Origin of the sequence: Burkholderia cenocepacia, assembly GCF_014211915.1 — a bacterium.
In the GTDB taxonomy this organism is placed as follows: Bacteria; Pseudomonadota; Gammaproteobacteria; order Burkholderiales; family Burkholderiaceae; genus Burkholderia; species Burkholderia orbicola.
In genome coordinates, this window is sequence record NZ_CP060040.1 from 2497077 (window position 1) to 2513238 (window position 16162).

The following is a 16162-nucleotide window of genomic DNA, read 5'->3' on the forward strand; positions in this document are numbered from 1 at the left end:
ACCGTTCATCAACAATATGCAGGCCGGTCTGGTGTGGTGTCCGCCGGTATCCCGCCTAGGGATCTCTCCTTGACGGCCGCTCCGCTTCGGAGCGGCCGCTTTTTATCGACATGCGTGCGCGCGTGAATGCCTTGTGGCGGTCGGTGGGCGCGGCCGCACTCCGATGCATATCGGCTGATTTAACGGAATAGGACCGCTGCCAGATGCGAGCACAGGGTATTCACGCGTGCGTGACATGAGCGATGACGCGGATGGCCGCTGTCGCGCCGTGCGTTGGCCGTTCGTTTCGTTCGCACGCGCGAGGCCGTGCGTTACGGGGCTTTGCCCGAACCTGCACCGCCAAGCCGATACGCGGTAAAGAACTCGTACCACGGCGACCCTTGCACGACCGGCACGCCGAGCGCGGCGGTCCGCTGTCTCAGCGCACCGAATACATCGTTGATGAGCGCATTCAGCGTCCTGTCGGGGAATGGAACCGGTTGCGTCCGCCCGGCCGCGAACGCGCCATACGCGATCGCGAGCAGGCGGGCGCGGTCGTCGGTGCCCGCGATCGTCGCGTTGATTGTTTCGACGAAGCGCGGCCGGTCTTCGTCGCGGGCTGCGGACAGGCACAGGAACACGATCGCCGAGAGTTCATGCCGGTCCTTCACCCGCAGCAGCGCGGGTAGCCGCGCAATGATCGGTTCCACGGGTTCGTCGCGCAGCGCATCGCCGAAGTCGAACACGGCGGTCATCGGGTTCGTGTCGGCTTTCAGGCGGTCGAGCGCCGGTTGTGGGGCCGACGATGCGCCGTCCTGCACCGCGGCGGGCGCGGACCGCAACGCATCGGCCACCTGCTGCGTCCACTCCGGAAAGATCATCCGCACGTTGCCGAACTGCTCGCCGCCTTCCGCGGACGGATTCCACCGATAGACGATCGTGCCGCCGCGAATGAACGGCGAATACAGATGCTCGGGCGTTTGCGGCAGCGGCCGCCGGTTGATCGGCAGCCACGCGAGCGTGAGCCAGTCGTAGCGGCCCGTCGCGGGCACCGCCGGGCTCGAACTCGCGACGACCTGCCACGTGCCGCGATTCGCATAGCGGCGGCGCGCGTCGGGTACCGGCACGGTCTGGCCTTTCGCGGTGTCGAAATACGTCGTGCCGGTGACTTTCTCTCCGCTGTCCGCGGCTGGCGTGATCGTCGAGATGACCCACGAGGCGCCGTCCGCCGAGCGGTAGTCGGACAGCTTCAGCGTCGCCACGTCGTGCACCATGCGCGTTTCCGCTGCGACGGGGCTCGGGGGGAGATGGGCAGGCGCGGCCAGGATGCTCGGCATGGATTTTCCTCGGAATCTGATACGCATCGTCGAGCGGGGGCGATGCGCGGCGGTGCGGGGCGTTTCTCGTAACTGTAGGACGTTGCTACAGGTATCGCGAGGAACCCGCCGCGCAGCGTGAGGAATGACACGCAGCCATATATTGTAGTAACATACCTACATATATGGTTTCCAGGAGTTCATCGTGACCATCACCACACTCTCGAGTCGTGAGCTCAACCAGGACGTGACCAAGGCAAAGAAGGCGACAAAGGACGGCCCCGTGTTTATCACCGACCGCGGCAGGCCTGCCCACGTGCTGCTGAGTTTCGAGGAATACCAGCGTCTCACCCGGGAGCGGCGCAACATTGCCGACTCGCTCGCCATGCCAGGTGTCGAGGACATCGAATTCGACCCGCCGCGTGCGAACGTCAAGATCAAGGAGGTCAATTTCTGATGATGTTCGTTCTCGATACCAATGTGGTTTCGGAACTCCGGAAAGTGCGGGCGGGCAAGGCGGACAGGAACGTGGCAGCCTGGTGTTCGACCGTCGATGCGTCGGTGCTGTTTGTCTCGGCGATCACGATCATGGAGCTGGAGACAGGCGTCTTGCAGATCGAGCGCAGAGATGCGGAGCAGGGCGCGCTGCTCAGGGCATGGCTTGACGGGCACGTCCTGCCCGAGTTCGCTGGTCGCGTGTTACCGGTCGATACTGCTGTCGCGCAACGATGCGCACGGCTCCATGTGCCGGACCGGCGATCCGAGCGGGACGCGCTCATTGCCGCCACGGCGATCGTGCACGGCATGACGGTCGTGACGCGCAACGTTGCCGATTTCGTTGAAACCGGTGTCGCGATCCTGAATCCGTGGGATTGAGCGAAACAACCAGCGTGCTCACGAGGGAAATCGGATGCCGCTTGCATGCAAGCGCGTGCCGATTCGCTTCGGCTTGCCATGCGCATCCTGAGCCAACGATGCATACCGGGCAGGAGTACGCATGACCGACACGAAAGCCATTACCGAACACTGGACGCGAGTCGCCGACCAATGGATCGACTGGGCCGGCAAGCCCGGCCACGATGCGTTCTGGAAATATCGCGCGGGGCTCGCCGCCTACATCGGTCGCGGCGCCGGCGTCGCGCTGGAGATCGGCTGCGGCGAAGGCCGCGTGAGCCGCGAACTGAAGGCGCTCGGCTACGACGTGACCGCGAGCGACGCGGTGCCCGCGATGCTCGACGCCGCGCGCCACGCGGATTCCGCGCATCGCTATCGGCTGGCGGACGCGGCGGCGCTGCCGTTCGACGCGGCCAGCTTCGATCTCGTGATGGCGTACAACGTGCTGATGGACCTTGACGACATGCAGGGCGCCTTGCGCGAGGCGCGCCGCGTGCTGAAGCCGGACGGCACGCTGTTCATCTCGATCGTGCATCCGTTTCGCGATCGCGGCGGCTTCGCCGGGCCGCAGCCCGATGCGCCGTTCGTGCTGACGGGCAGCTATTTCGGGCGCGAGCATTTCGACGGCGTGGAAACGCGCGACGGGCTGTCGATGCACTTCGCGGGCTGGTCGCTGCCGCTGCAGGCGTACATGGAGGCGCTGGAAGCGGCCGGGTTCGCGATCGTGTCGCTGCGCGAGCCGCCGCCCGATCATGCCGACACGGATCAGCTGAAGCAGTGGGCGCGCGTGCCGCTGTTTCTGTGGATCAAGGCGCGGCCGCTGGGGTGAGCGCGGCCGTGCTCGGGTGGATTGAATTGGGCGGACGTCAGTGCTTCTTGTCGTGATTTGCCAGCAATTCCGAGCGACCAATGATCGCTTTCGCGTTATCGGCCTGATCGGCGTCTGAAAAACCGGCGGCCTCGATGACTGGCGTGAGCGCTTTGAGTACGACCTGCGGTTTGGCGCTGCGGAGCGATCCCATTCCTTCGTTCCATGCGTGCAGCATCTGCTTGGCGATCCAATGCCATCGCGTTGCGTTTTTTGCTGCTTCGACGATATCTTTTCCCGTCGAAGGGGACTCGGCGCGAGGAATTTGGGGACGGCGCCGGAAATTGCCGCGCGCGCGTAGTACCGAACAAGGTCCGCGAAGCGTGCGGTCGTCATGTCTTCGTGCAGCAAGCTTTTCAGGTCGAGCGGATCGAGTTTGCCGCCTGGCGTACCGCTTTCGGGTGTGACGGTTACGCGGCCGATGCCGGAGCCGCCGATGATGGCCAGGAGCGAAAGATCGGTTCCGTCGAGATAAGGCCCGAACTCCTCGCGAATCACTTGAAGGAGAAATCCTTCCGGCAGATTCTGCCGGAAGAAGGGATGCAGGTCGCGAGGCCAAATCCAGGCATCATCGCGAACGGGCATGATCAAACTGGCAAAATCGGCGTCGAGGGCGTCTGCGGCGTAGCGCAATGCATAGTCGTCGGCCTGGCGATAGAGATGAGCAACGTATTTGCCCTTCACGTACACGTGAAGCCGCATGATCACGCGTCTCCCATCGTGCGCTGTTCGGCCAGCACGTCGTCTAGCGTGCGCCCGTGTCCCCGCTTCACCACGCGCAGGTCATAGCCGGCAGCCTCGAGAAGGCGAACGAGCGCGGATACGCTCATGTCGCCTCGCGCCAGCGTCTCCATGCGTGCAAGCGTCGTACGTGCGACACCGGCGTGCTCGGCCAGTTCTTTTTGTGAAAGTCCCGCGGAATGGCGAACCTCTCTCAGCATTTCTCCTACATCTGCCAATGTCGTCATTTGTAGCTCCAGGGCATCCGAAATTGCCGCGTTGACTAATATTGGAGCCCTTGTGCTACAAATTCGCATGCAGAAAAATTGTATCCCGAGGGCTACAAATCAAGACGGACAGACTGGTTTTGTGGCCCGTGGGCTACTGCGTGACGCGTCAACGCGCAGCCTTTCACTCTGCTAGACTTTTCCGCCGTCAGTCGCCGTCCGGGCCGCGCCCGGCTTCTCGTGCCATGAACGCACACCACGCGCCGAATCCGATCACCGAGGTGCTGCGCGCCTACTGGAAGGCCGATCGCCGAATGCTGCTGACGGTCGCGGCCGTCGTCGTGCTATCGAGCGTCACTGCCGTCGCCGCGCCCTATCTGTTCTCGCGCCTGATCGACGTGCTGTCGCATCGCGGCGCGCCGCACGCGCTCATGGCGGGCTTCGTGGTCTACGCGGTGCTGATGGGCCTGTCCAGCGCGCTGCAACGCGTCGTGCAGTACCTTGCCTTCATGAGTTCCGGGAATCTCGGATTCATCACCAGCACGCGCTTTTTCGAGCGCATCCTGAAGAAGACCACGGCGTTCTTCGTCGAGCACAATCCGGCGGAAATCCAGAGCGCGAACACGCGCGGGAGCCGGGCGCTGTCGGTGCTGGTGCAGCTTGCGCTGATGGACTTGATCCCCGGCACGCTGCAGATCGTCTTCACGCTCGTCACGCTGGGCGCGCTGATCAACCTCGAAGTGGCGGCCATCACCGCTGTGTATGGCGCGATCGCGGTGACGATCGCGATCGTGTCCGCGCGGCGCTCGCGGGTGTACCTCGATCGCGCGATCGAGGCCGGGCAGGAGAATGCGCGGTTCGTCGGCGGCGCGATCAACGCGATGGAAACGCTCCGGCATTTCGGCAGCCATCGCTGGATGAGCGAGCGTTTCGCGGAGAAGGCGCGCGCCGAACGCGACAACTGGCGCGCGTACGTGATGCAGCATGTCGGCTTTCTCGCGCTGCTGGGGCTCGGCCTCGCGATCCAGTTCTCGGTCACGTTCTGGCTGCTGTTGCCGCGTCATGCGGCCGGCGCGCTGTCGATCGGCGACATCGTGCTGTTCAATACGCTGCTGCTGCAACTGAACCTGCCGTTCGACATGCTCGCGCGCTCGATCGACGAGAGTGTGCGCTCCCGCGCGGCACTCGTGCCGTTCACCGCGCTATGGACGGCGCCCGAGGAGCGGCAGGTCTCGCACGCGTCGGCATTCGTGCCGCGAGAAGGGCGCATCGTGTTCGAGCGCGTCGGCTATGCGTACGGCAACGGACGCGGCGTGCGCGACGTCGATTTCGTGGCCGAGCGCGGCGGCATCACGTTCGTCGTCGGCGAAACCGGCGCGGGGAAGTCGACCGTCTTCAAGCTGGCGCTGAAATCGATCGAGCCGACCGATGGCCGCATTCTGGTCGACGGCGTCGATCTCGCGACGATCGATCGTGCCGACTGGTACGGCGCGGTGGCCGTCGTGCCGCAGGATGTCGTGCTGCTGAACGAAAGCCTGGAGGACAATATTCTGCTCGGCCGGCCGCGCGATGCGAAGCGCCTGCGCGACGCGGCCGCGAAGGCCACGATCCTGCCGTTCATCGAGGGCTTGCCGGACGGGTTTCGCACGACGGTCGGCGAGCGTGGGCTGAAACTGTCCGGCGGCGAGCGTCAGCGCATCGCGATCGCCCGCGCGCTGTACGGCGATCCGACAGTGCTGTTTCTCGACGAAGCGAGTTCCGCGCTCGACGAAGCCACCGAGCGCGACATCATGGAGCACGTGCGGCTGCTGGCCCGTGACGTCACGGTAATCGCGATCACGCACCGGCGCTCGGTCATCGGGCCGACCGACAAGGTCGTGCGGCTTGGCGCGGCACGCGAGCCGGCCTGATGCCCGTACCTCGACGACTTACCCGCGCATCGGCGGATTGAGCCGCGCGAACGCCGCCTGCCGACGATACGGGAAGTACGGATACGGCGCTTCCACCGCGCTCGCCGCATCGAGTGTCGCGACCTGCGCGTCGGTCAGCGCCCAGCCGACCGCGCCGAGGTTCTGCCGCAACTGTTCCTCGTTGCGCGCGCCGACGATCACCGACGACACGGTCGGCCGCTGCAGCAGCCAGTTCAGCGCGATCTGCGGCACCGTCTTGCCGGTTTCCTCCGCGATCGCATCGAGCGCATCGACCACGTCGTACAGGCGCGCGTCGTCGACCGGCGGCCCGTAGCTGGCCGTTTCATGCAGGCGGCTGCCCGCGGGCAGCGGCGCATTGCGCCGGATCTTGCCGGTGAGCCGGCCCCAGCCGAGCGGGCTCCACACCAGCGCACCGAGGCCCTGGTCGGCGCCGAGCGGCATCAGGTCCCACTCGTAGTCGCGGCCGACGAGCGAGTAGTACACCTGGTTCGCCACGTAGCGCGACCAGCCATGCCGGTCGGCCGCCGCGAGCGACTTCATGATCTGCCAGCCGGCGAAGTTCGACACGCCGATGTAGCGCAGCTTGCCCGCGCGCACGAGATCGTCGAGCGTCGACATCACTTCCTCGACCGGCGTGCCCGCGTCGAACGCGTGCAGTTGCAGCAGGTCGATGTAGTCGGTGTCGAGGCGGCGCAGCGCGTCGTCGACGGCGCGCACCAGCCGGGCGCGCGACGTGCCCGCGTCGTTCGGGCCGTCGCCGGTCGGCAGACCCGTCTTGGTCGAGATCAGCACCTGGTCGCGACGCCCCTTGAGCGCGGCGCCGAGCACGCGCTCGGACGCGCCGTCCGAATACACGTCGGCCGTGTCGAACAGGTTGACGCCGGCTTCGAGACAGATGTCGATCAGGCGGCGCGCTTCGTCGACGCCGGTATTGCCCCATGCACTGAACAGCGGGCCGGTGCCGCCGAAGGTGCCGGCGCCGAAGCTCAGGGCGGGGACCTTGAGGCCGGAGCGGCCGAGCGTACGGTATTCCATGTGCGGTTCCTTTCGTCGTGTGAGCGCGGCGCGGCCGCGCGTCGATCGTCAGGCGACCAATGTACCGTTTGCGCCTTTCCCGGATAATCCAGAAGATGGCGAAAATATCCTTCGGAAGGAGCGAACAATGCTGCTCGACAACCTCGCGCTGTTCCTGCGCATCGTGGAGAAGGGCGGGCTGGCCGCGGCGGGCCGCGAGGTCGGCCTGTCGCCGGCCACGGTATCCGAGCGGCTGACCGCGCTCGAGCGCCACTACGGCGCGGCGCTGCTCACGCGCACGACGCGCGCGATCAGCCTGACCGACGAGGGGCGCACGCTGGCGGACGGCGCGCGGCGCCTGCTGGCCGAGGCCGACGAACTCGAAAACCGGGTGCGGCTGGGCGTGCAGACGCTGTCGGGGCCGGTACGGCTGAGCGCACCGGCCGATCTCGGGCGCGAGCGCGTGGTACCCGTCGTCGACGCGTTCCTGGCCGAACATCCGGGTGTGACGGTCGACCTGCATCTCGGTGACGGGTATGTCGACCTCGTCGGGCAGGGGCTCGATTTCGCGATCCGCCGCGGCATGCTGGCGGACAGTTCGTTGCGCAGCCGTTCGCTCGGCCGGGCGCGGCGCGTGGTGTGCGCATCGCCTGCGTATCTCGCCGCGCATGGCACGCCCGCACATCCGGACGAACTCGCTTCGCACGACTGCATCGTGATGCGCTTCGGCCAGGAGCTGTATGCCGAATGGCCGTTCAGCATCGACGGCGTCTTGAAGCGGGTGGTGGTGCGCGGTCGGCGCGTCGCCAACGACGGGGCGCTCGTGCGCGCGTGGTGCATCGCGGGGCACGGCGTCGCGCTGAAGTCGCTGGTCGACGTCGAACGGGATCTGGCCTCGGGCTTACTCGTCGAGATCCTTCGCGACTTCTCGCCGGGTGAAGTCGATCTGCAGATCGTCTATCCGGGCAGCGTCGCGCAGCCGCGGCGCGTGCGGGCGTTGATCGACCGGCTGGCGGAGGCGCTGGCGTAGCAGCACGTTGCCTGCGCGCGGCCTGCGAGACGTTGCAACGACGATTCAGCCGCGATCGCAGCGAATGCCGAAGGTGCATACCGACGAACGACATCACGCACGAAAATCGTTCTTCAAATCATTTGCCCACATTTCGTCATTTAGCTAATATTCAAAACGTCAAACGAATCCGAATCCCGATGGACGACGTCACTCGCATCAGCGCCCTGGCCAACGAAAGCCGTCTGGCCGTGATGCGCTGGCTCAGGCAGCCGCGCAAGCATTTCCCGCCGCAGCCGCATGGCGACTTCGACGAGCTCGGCGTGTGCTGTACGTACATCACCGAGAAGCTCGGCATCGCGCCGGCCACGACCACGCGCCACATGCGCATCCTCGCGGATGCCGGCCTCGTGCAGGCGACCCGCGTCGGCAAGTTCACGTACTACAAGCGGATCGACGGCGCGCTGCAGCAGCTCGGCCGCGATCTCTCGCAACTCTGACCCTGACCGAGGCACCCGACATGGACGAACTGGCACTGCTGGCCGACGCCGACCGGCGCGCGCACGCGTATCTGGCAGCAACGAACGAACGGCGCGCGTTTCCCGATGCGGCAGCACTCGCCGGCCTCGCCGCGTTCGACGAGCCGCTGCCCGATACGGGCCGCCCGGCGGACGACGTGCTGCGCCTGCTGGACGAGCACGGTACGCCCGCGACGGTCGCATCGAACGGCCCGAACTACTTCGGCTTCGTGATCGGCGCGACGCTGCCGGCCGCGGCGGCGGCCGAGCGGCTGATGCTCGCGTGGGACCAGTGCGCGTCGTCGTACGCGAATTCGCCGGTCGCCGCGACGCTCGAGCGCCAGGCCGCGCGCTGGGTCGTCGATGCGCTCGGACTGCCCGAAGGCAGCGCGGTCGGCTTCGGCACGAGCGCGACGGCCTGCACGCTCGTCGCGCTGGTGGCCGCGCGGCGGGCGCTGCTCGCGCGCAAGGGCTGGGATATCGATGAAGACGGCCTGATCGGTGCGCCCGAGGTGAAAGTCGTGATCTCGGCGCTTGCGCACATCACGGTGAAGAAGGCGCTGCGCGTGCTCGGCTTCGGGATGAAGCGCATCGTCGTCGCGCCGGTCGATACACACGGCCGGATCGACCCGGCGCAGTTGCCGCCGCTCGACGACATGACGATCTTCTGCGTGCAGGCGGGCGAAGTGAACACCGGCGAGTTCGATCCGTTCGCGGCATTGATCCCGCCTGCGAAGGCGGCCGGCGCATGGGTGCACGTGGACGGCGCGTTCGGCCTGTGGGCGCGGGCCTCGTCGAAGCGTGCATTGACGGACGGCATCGACGGCGCGGACAGCTGGACGACCGACGGTCACAAATGGCTCAACACGCCGTACGACGGCGCGATGGTGATCTGCCGCGACGCGGCCGCGCTCGCCACCGCGATGAACAGCGACGCGGTCTACCTGAGCGGCGCGCAGGATGCGCAGAAGAACCTGAACCTCGAATTCTCGCGACGCGCGCGCGGCATTCCCGTATGGGCCGCACTGCGCTCGCTCGGCCGCGCCGGCGTGGCGACGATGGTCGAGCGGCATTGCGCGCAGGCGGCGCGCGTCGCGGACGGCTTGCGTGCGGCCGGCTACGACGTGTTGAACCGCGTCGTGCTGAACCAGGTGCTCGTGCGCGCCGGCACCGACGAGGAAACGGCGGCGATCCTCGAAGCCGCGCAGGCGTCGGGCGACGTGTGGTTCGGTGCGACGGTGTGGCAAGGGCGGCCCGCGTTCCGGATCAGCGTATCGTCGTGGCGCACCGAGGACGCGCACGTCGATCGGCTCGTCGCGTTGCTGACGAAGCTGCGCGGCGTGCACGTGGGTTGAGCGTCACACGTCGTCCGTGGTCGTAACGGTTGCGCAAGCAACGTTATGACAGTCGATGAAGTGCGATGCGCCCGGCGGGATCGCGACACCTCCGCAAGCGTGAAAATATCGGACAATAGCCGCTGCGCGGGCCGCGCCGGCATCGCGTCCAACAGAAAACAGCAGCATTCACGCTTGCGAGATCCCCATGTCGACTCCCTTTCCCCGGGAACTGCTGAAGGCCGCCGATATCGCGAAGATGGAACCATCGCGCGAGGTGCATTCGCTCAATCCCAATGCCGTGCGTCTGAAGCGGCAGCTCAGCGACCTGACCGGCCTGACGCAATTCGGCGTTCATCTGCTCATGCTGATGCCCGGCCACGAATCGGCCGAATATCACCGTCACCTGTACGAAGAGGAATTCGTGTACGTGCTGTCCGGCACCGGCACGGTGACGATCGGCGAGCACGCCAGTGAAATCGGGCCCGGCGATTTTCTGGGCTTTCCGCGCGGCGGCGAAGCGCATACGGTGCAGAATACCGGCGATGCGCCGCTGCAGTTGCTCGTCGGCGGGCAGCGGCTCGAACATGACGTGTGCGAATACCCGCGCGTCGGCAAGCGGCTTTATATCGCGGGCGAGCTCGAGGATTATGTCGAGCTGCAGCGATCCAGCGAATGATTCGCTTCTCGCAAGCAGGAGCGACCACGGATTCCATATAAAAATCGAATCAACCGCCTTTTGTTTAGATAAACAAAATAAAAATTCGTAAAAACACGGGGTAGAGAAAACGCGTTTATTTGGGCACGCTGGTGCCCATTGTCCGTTCCCGGGCGCCGGTATTTCGACATGCCGGCACATCCTTTTCCGGACACCGGCATACGGAAATAAATACACGCGCCCGGCATTTTCGACCGACTGCCCGGGTAGGCGACAAGTCACGAAAAGATTCCTGATTGAAAGCTAAGTAGTTCGAACCAATGGCTTGATTCAAGAACGAAACGGAGACAGGCGATGTCGAGGAACTGGGGGTTGGGAGCGGCGCTGCTGGCGCTGTGCGTGGCCGTGGCTTCATGTGGCGGCGATGGCGATTCGCCGGCGGCCGTGGCGGCAAACATGTCGACGTCTGCGCAGTCGCAGGGCAACGAAGACGGCAACGGCGGCAACGGCAACAGCGGCAACGGCAACAGCAACGATAACGACAACGAACGCGGCAACGGCACCGAAGCGTCGAAGAAAAACGCCGACATGCGCGTTGTCCAGTACGTCAACCCGCTGATCGGCACCGACTACGCGACCGACCAGCCGGCCGACCCGGTCGGCTCGGGTCTCGGCGGCGGCACGTTCCCCGGGCCGACGGTGCCGTTCGGGATGATGCAGTGGAGCCCGATGACACCCACAGCGCAATACGACGGGCGCAAGGGCGACGGCTCAGGCTTCTCCGGCGGCTACTGGTACGGCGACGCGTCGATCACCGCATTCAGCATCCTGCACCTGAGCGGCACCGGCTGCTGGGCGAATGGCGGCTATCTGAACGTGATGCCGCAGCTCGCGCCCGGCGACGCCGGCACGCCAGCCGCGTTCGATCACGCGAATGAAACCGCGCAGGCCGGCTATTACGGCGTCACGCTCGGCAACGGCATCAAGGCCGAACTGACGACGACGGTGCGCACCGGCTTCGCGCGCTTCACGTACCCGGCGCTCGCGCAGGGCCAGCAGGCGACGATCGCGATCGATCCGACCGTGCTGAACAACCGCGCGCAAGGCACGACGAGCGACACGGTCAGCCAGGTCGACGATCGCGCGCTGTCGGGCACGATCGCGGGCGGCGGCTTCTGCTGGGCCGGACATGCGGTGCCCGTCTACTACTACGCGGAATTCAGCCGGCCGTTCGCGGCGAAGCCGGCGCTGTCGAACGACCACCCCGTCACGCTGACGTTCAATGTCGACAGCAAGCATCCGGACGTGATGATGAAGCTCGGCATCTCGTTCGTCAGCGAAGCGAATGCGAAGGCGAACCTGCGTGCGGAGAATCCGGAAACGGATGCGCGAGGCGACCGGAACTGGCGTTTCGACAAGGTGCGCCGCGCGGCGAGCGCCGCATGGAATGCCCGCCTGAACGCGATCCAGGTCACGGGCGGCAGCGATGCCGACAAGACCAAGTTCTATACCGCGCTGTATCACGCGTCGCTGCATCCGAACGTGTTCAACGACGTGAACGGCCAGTATCCGGATTTCTATGCGTCGAACGACGCATCGAGCGCGCCGACGCGTCAGGTCGAAAACGGCCGCACGATGTATGCGAATTTCTCCGGCTGGGACATCGACCGCTCATTCATCCAGTTGCAGGCGTTGCTCGATCCGGTGCGCACGAGCGACATCGTGCAGTCGCTCGTGCTCGATGCAAAGGCCTGCGGCGCGTTCCCCCGCTGGGCGTACTTCAATACGGAGACGGCCGTGATGCCTGGCGACGCGGGTTCGATCATTGCGGCGAACGCGTATGCGTTCGGCGCGACGCACTTCGATACGCAGGCCGCGCTGTCGATCATGAAGTCCAGCACCGCGCCGGGCGCCGCGTGCGCCGGCACGCCGGTGATGGGCAGCCGCGCGGACTACGACAACCTCGGCTACGTGCCGGCGTCGGGCAGCGGCGACAACCAGACCGCGTCGAACACGCTCGAATACGCGCTGCGCGATTTCGCGGTGTCGCGCTTCGCGACGGCGCTCGGCGACACGGCGACCGCCAGCACGCTGCTGAAGTCGAGCGGCAACTGGCAAAACCTGTTCGATCGCAGCGCGATCCAGCCGAAGACGTCGGCCGGCGCGTGGGTCACCGACGGGTCGGGCTTCATGGAAGGCAATTCCGAGCAGTACACGTGGTACGTGCCGCACGACCTCGCCGGCGTGATCGCGCAGGCGGGCGGCGCCGAGTCGGTCGTCAAGCGGCTCGACACGTTCTTCACGCACCTGAACATCGGCACCGAGCAGCCGTATTTCTACGTCGGCAACGAAGTGACGATGGCGGTGCCCTGGGTCTACGCGTGGGCCGGTGCGCCGTCGCATACGCAGCGCGTGCTGCATGCGTCGCTCGCGAACGAGTTCGGCGCCGGCGCGGCCGGGCTGCCGGGCAACGACGATCTTGGCGCGCTGTCCGGCTGGTACGTGTGGGCCGCGCTCGGTCTCTACCCGGTCGTGCCGGGCGTGAGCGGCGTCGCGCTGTCGAGTCCGCAGTTCGAGAAGATCACGGTGCGCGTCGGCCAGCAGGACGGCAGCTACCGTCTACTGCACATCGCCGCGCCGGGCGCGGGTTCGGGCGACAGCGCATCGTTCTACGTGAAGTCGCTGACGCTGAACGGCACGTCGTGGCCCGCCGCGTGGCTGCCGCTCGAGCACATCGCGAAGGGCGGGAAGCTGACGTATGCGATGACGGCGGATGCGAGCGCCGCGACGTGGGGCACCGATGCGGCCGCGATGCCGTCGTTCCCGCAGCCGGCCGGCACTCGGTAAGCCGGAGGCGTAACGAGTGGTTCTTGCCGACAGAATCGACGCAGAGAGAGGGAGGGACGAACGGATGAAGCTACGTCACGTGGTGGGTATCGGGTGCCTTGCCGTGTTGTCGGGATGCGGGGGCGATCAGGGTTCGACGGACGCGAGCGTGCTCGCGCAGATGTCGAACGCACAGGGCAACCAGAACGATCAAGGCAACCAGAACGGCCAGGGTGATCAGAACGACCAGGGCGAGCACGGCGACGCCCGCAAGCGCGCCGTGCTGCGCAGCGTCGATCCGATGATCGGCACGGCGAACCTCGACATCAATGCGGACTGGAGCAGCGGCGTGCGCGGCCACGGCCACGTGTATCCGGGCGCGACCGTGCCGTTCGGGATGGTGCAGCTCGGGCCGGACACGACCGGCGGCGCACATACGCTGCCGTGGAACTGGGATCGTACGTCGGGCTACCAGTACGACGATCCGTTCATCACCGGCTTCACGCATACGCACCTGTCGGGCACCGGCATCGGCTCGGGCGGTGAAGTGCGGTTCCTGCCGACGCTCGCGCCGGTCGACACCGCGACGCTGGCCAAGGTCGCCGCCGATGCGTCGATCACCTACGACGCGTCGTTCAGCCACGACGACGAAACCGCGAGCCCCGGCTATTACCGCGTGAAGCTGGCGCCGGTCGGCAGCGGCAACACGCCGTGGAACGTGCAGGGCGCGAAGATTCTCGCGGAGATGACGGCAACCACGCACGCGGGCGTGCATCGCTACACGTATTTCCCGAGCGCGGCGAGGCAGAAGCGCAGCATGATCGTCAGCATCGACAACCCGATCGGCGGCTCGACCGCGAGCGGCAAGATCCAGGTCGTCGACGCGCAGACGATCGCCGGCTGGCAGTTCACGAACAACTGGGCGAACGACAAGCCGACGTATTTCGTCGCGCGGTTTTCGAAGCCGTTCGATACGCAGCACGTCGCGTTCAGCGCGGACGGCTTCAAGGCGTACCTGACGTTCGCCGACGGCGGTAATGGCGGCGCGGTCACGGTGAAGGTCGGCATCTCGCCGTCGAGCATCGCGGATGCGCAAGCCAATCTGGCGGCGGAAGTGGGCACGAAGTCGTTCGACCAGGTGCGCGGCGCGGCGGAGCGCGTGTGGAGCGCCGCGCTCGACCGGGTCCGGATCAAGGGCGGCACTGCCGACCAGCGGACGATGTTCTACACGTCGCTGTACCGCACGATGCTCGCGCCGACGGTCTACAACAACGCGGACGGCAGCTACGTCGGCATGGATTCGTCGAACGACGGCACGACGTCGCCGCCGACCACCAGCAAGCATGCGAACCCGGGCTTCGACTATTCGTCGACGTTCTCGCTGTGGGACACGTTCCGCGCCGAGGCGCCGCTGATGACGCTGGTTCAGCCCGAGCGCGTCGACGGCTGGGTCAAGTCGCTGCTCACGCAGTTCGCGCAGAACGGCAAGGGCGAACTGCCGGTGTGGCCGCTCGCGCAAACGGAAACCTTCACGATGGCCGGCCACCCGTCGATTCCGATGATCGCGGATGCGTACCTGAAGCACCTGACGAGCGCGGGCATCGATGACATCTGGACCGCGTTGACGACCACGCAGCGCGCGAGCGCGCACGGCTTCGACCAGTATCGCCAGCGCGGCTACGTCCATGCGGGCGACAACGCATCGGTGTCGACCACGCAGGACTATGCGTTCGACGACTGGGCGACGGCCGCGGTCGGCAAGGCGGCCGGCAAGGGCACGGCCGACTACCAGCCTTATCTGACGCGCAGCCAGAACTACCGGAACGTGTTCAACCCGGTGCCGAACAACGGCTGGAAGTTCTCGCAGCCGAAGGACGCGCAGGGCAACTGGGTCGCGGGCTTCGATCCGACGGCCGCCGAGAAAACCGACTTCTCCGAATCGAATTCGTGGGTCGACACATGGAACATCTTCCACGACTTCCCGGGTCTCGTCGCGCTGCTCGGCGGCAAGAGCCAGTTCGTCGCGCAGCTCGACCGCACGTTCGATCCGGCCAACCCGCTGACCTTCCAGTACAACCAGGGCTTCCCGGACCTGACCGGCCGCAGCGGCCAGTTCTTCGCGGGCAACGAACCGGCGAACCACCTGCCGTACCTGTACGACGTCGCCGGCATGCCGTCGAAGACGCAGGACCGCGTGCGCACGGTGATGGACGACATGTACTCGCTGACGCTCACGGCCGGCGATCGTGCATTGCTGAGCAGCGACAGCCTGAAGGCCGCGCTGAACGATCCACGGCGCGTGCGCGATGCGGCGATTCCCGGCAACGACGACTGCGGCCAGTTGTCCGCATGGTACGTGCTGTCCGCGCTCGGCATCTATTCGCTGAATCCGGTGGGCGGCGTGTTCTATTTCGGCACGCCGCTGTTCGAGGAAGCATCGATCGACATCCCGGCCGCATCGGGCGGCGGGGCCGGCGGCGCATTGAAGTTCGGCGACGCGCGACGCTTCACGATCACCGCGCATACGGCGTCCGGCGCCGCGCCGTCGTCGGTCAATCGCTACGTGCAGTCGGTCAGCCTGAACGGCACGCCGCTGCATCGGCCCTACATCACCTATGACGAGATGAGGGCCGGTGGCAGGCTCGATTTCGTGATGGGCTCGACGCCGAACGATGCGTGGGTCAGTCAGTGGAACGGTCAGGACCCGAACAGCGCGCTGGGGCCGTCGCTATTGGCGACCGGCGGCACGGCCCGCGCACAGTAGCAGCACGTGCGCCGTCATGGCGCGCCGGTAGCGCAGCCCGATTCATCGGGCAGCGCCGCCGGCATGCAGGAAGGGGCCGGATCGATTGCGCTTCGGTCCTGTGC

Annotated in this window: 14 protein-coding genes and 1 pseudogene; 10 read left to right on the plus strand and 5 right to left on the minus strand. The window is 66.2% G+C overall.

What is annotated here, in order from left to right; translation table 11 throughout:
• Window positions 1-311: 311 nt before the first annotated feature.
• Entirely contained in the window at window positions 312-1316 is a 1005-nt protein-coding gene (locus SY91_RS27555; RefSeq protein WP_043888210.1) for a hypothetical protein, read from the minus strand.
• 184 nt (window positions 1317-1500) lie between these two features.
• Between SY91_RS27555 and SY91_RS27560 the strand changes: the two genes are divergently transcribed.
• The 3 genes from SY91_RS27560 to SY91_RS27570 all read left to right on the plus strand — a co-directional run bounded on the left by SY91_RS27560 (window position 1501) and on the right by SY91_RS27570 (window position 3018).
• On the plus strand, window positions 1501-1752 hold the full coding sequence (locus SY91_RS27560; RefSeq protein ID WP_043888212.1) for a type II toxin-antitoxin system Phd/YefM family antitoxin: 252 nt from the start codon (window positions 1501-1503) through the stop codon (window positions 1750-1752).
• Window positions 1752-2171, plus strand: a complete 420-nt coding sequence (locus tag SY91_RS27565) for a type II toxin-antitoxin system VapC family toxin (protein WP_023477201.1) — start codon at window positions 1752-1754, stop codon at window positions 2169-2171. Before SY91_RS27560 ends, SY91_RS27565 begins: the two co-directional genes overlap by 1 nt.
• 121 nt (window positions 2172-2292) lie before the next feature.
• Entirely contained in the window at window positions 2293-3018 is a 726-nt protein-coding gene (locus tag SY91_RS27570; protein WP_023477202.1) for a class I SAM-dependent methyltransferase, read from the plus strand.
• Window positions 3019-3055: 37 nt separating this feature from the next.
• Here the strand turns inward: SY91_RS27570 and SY91_RS35240 are convergent, their stop codons facing one another.
• From SY91_RS35240 to SY91_RS27580, 3 genes and pseudogenes are all read right to left on the minus strand, one after another.
• Window positions 3056-3235: a hypothetical protein gene (locus tag SY91_RS35240; protein ID WP_023477203.1), complete on the minus strand. Its 180-nt coding sequence runs from the start codon at window positions 3233-3235 to the stop codon at window positions 3056-3058.
• A gap of 74 nt (window positions 3236-3309) precedes the next feature.
• Window positions 3310-3759: pseudogene (locus SY91_RS35615) on the minus strand (HipA N-terminal domain-containing protein); the annotation flags it as partial.
• A gap of 2 nt (window positions 3760-3761) precedes the next feature.
• Entirely contained in the window at window positions 3762-4025 is a 264-nt protein-coding gene (locus SY91_RS27580) for a helix-turn-helix domain-containing protein (protein WP_043888214.1), read from the minus strand.
• Between the two features lie 224 nt (window positions 4026-4249).
• On the opposite strand from SY91_RS27580, the gene SY91_RS27585 reads away from it, so the two are divergent.
• On the plus strand, window positions 4250-5914 hold the full coding sequence (locus SY91_RS27585) for an ABC transporter ATP-binding protein (RefSeq protein WP_023477205.1): 1665 nt from the start codon (window positions 4250-4252) through the stop codon (window positions 5912-5914).
• An 18-nt stretch (window positions 5915-5932) separates the two neighbouring features.
• On the opposite strand, the gene SY91_RS27590 is transcribed toward SY91_RS27585, so the two are convergent.
• On the minus strand, window positions 5933-6970 hold the full coding sequence (locus SY91_RS27590; protein WP_023477206.1) for an aldo/keto reductase: 1038 nt from the start codon (window positions 6968-6970) through the stop codon (window positions 5933-5935).
• A gap of 127 nt (window positions 6971-7097) precedes the next feature.
• On the opposite strand from SY91_RS27590, the gene SY91_RS27595 reads away from it, so the two are divergent.
• From SY91_RS27595 to SY91_RS27620, 6 genes are all read left to right on the plus strand, one after another.
• Entirely contained in the window at window positions 7098-7979 is an 882-nt protein-coding gene (locus SY91_RS27595) for a LysR family transcriptional regulator (protein ID WP_023477207.1), read from the plus strand.
• Window positions 7980-8158: 179 nt separating this feature from the next.
• Window positions 8159-8458, plus strand: coding sequence for an ArsR/SmtB family transcription factor (locus tag SY91_RS27600; protein ID WP_023477208.1), 300 nt, complete (start codon window positions 8159-8161; stop codon window positions 8456-8458).
• A 20-nt stretch (window positions 8459-8478) separates the two neighbouring features.
• Window positions 8479-9831 carry a pyridoxal phosphate-dependent decarboxylase family protein gene (locus tag SY91_RS27605; protein WP_023477209.1) on the plus strand — a complete coding sequence of 451 codons (1353 nt, stop codon included), beginning with the start codon at window positions 8479-8481 and terminating at the stop codon, window positions 9829-9831.
• A gap of 187 nt (window positions 9832-10018) precedes the next feature.
• Window positions 10019-10489 carry a cupin domain-containing protein gene (locus SY91_RS27610; RefSeq protein ID WP_023477211.1) on the plus strand — a complete coding sequence of 157 codons (471 nt, stop codon included), beginning with the start codon at window positions 10019-10021 and terminating at the stop codon, window positions 10487-10489.
• A 333-nt stretch (window positions 10490-10822) separates the two neighbouring features.
• A complete protein-coding gene (locus SY91_RS27615) occupies window positions 10823-13315 on the plus strand; it encodes a GH92 family glycosyl hydrolase (protein WP_043888215.1) in 2493 nt (830 codons plus the stop codon).
• 64 nt (window positions 13316-13379) lie between these two features.
• Window positions 13380-16058 (plus strand): GH92 family glycosyl hydrolase, encoded by a 2679-nt coding sequence (locus SY91_RS27620; protein WP_023477213.1) that lies wholly within the window; start codon window positions 13380-13382, stop codon window positions 16056-16058.
• The last annotated feature ends 104 nt before the right edge of the window (window positions 16059-16162 follow it).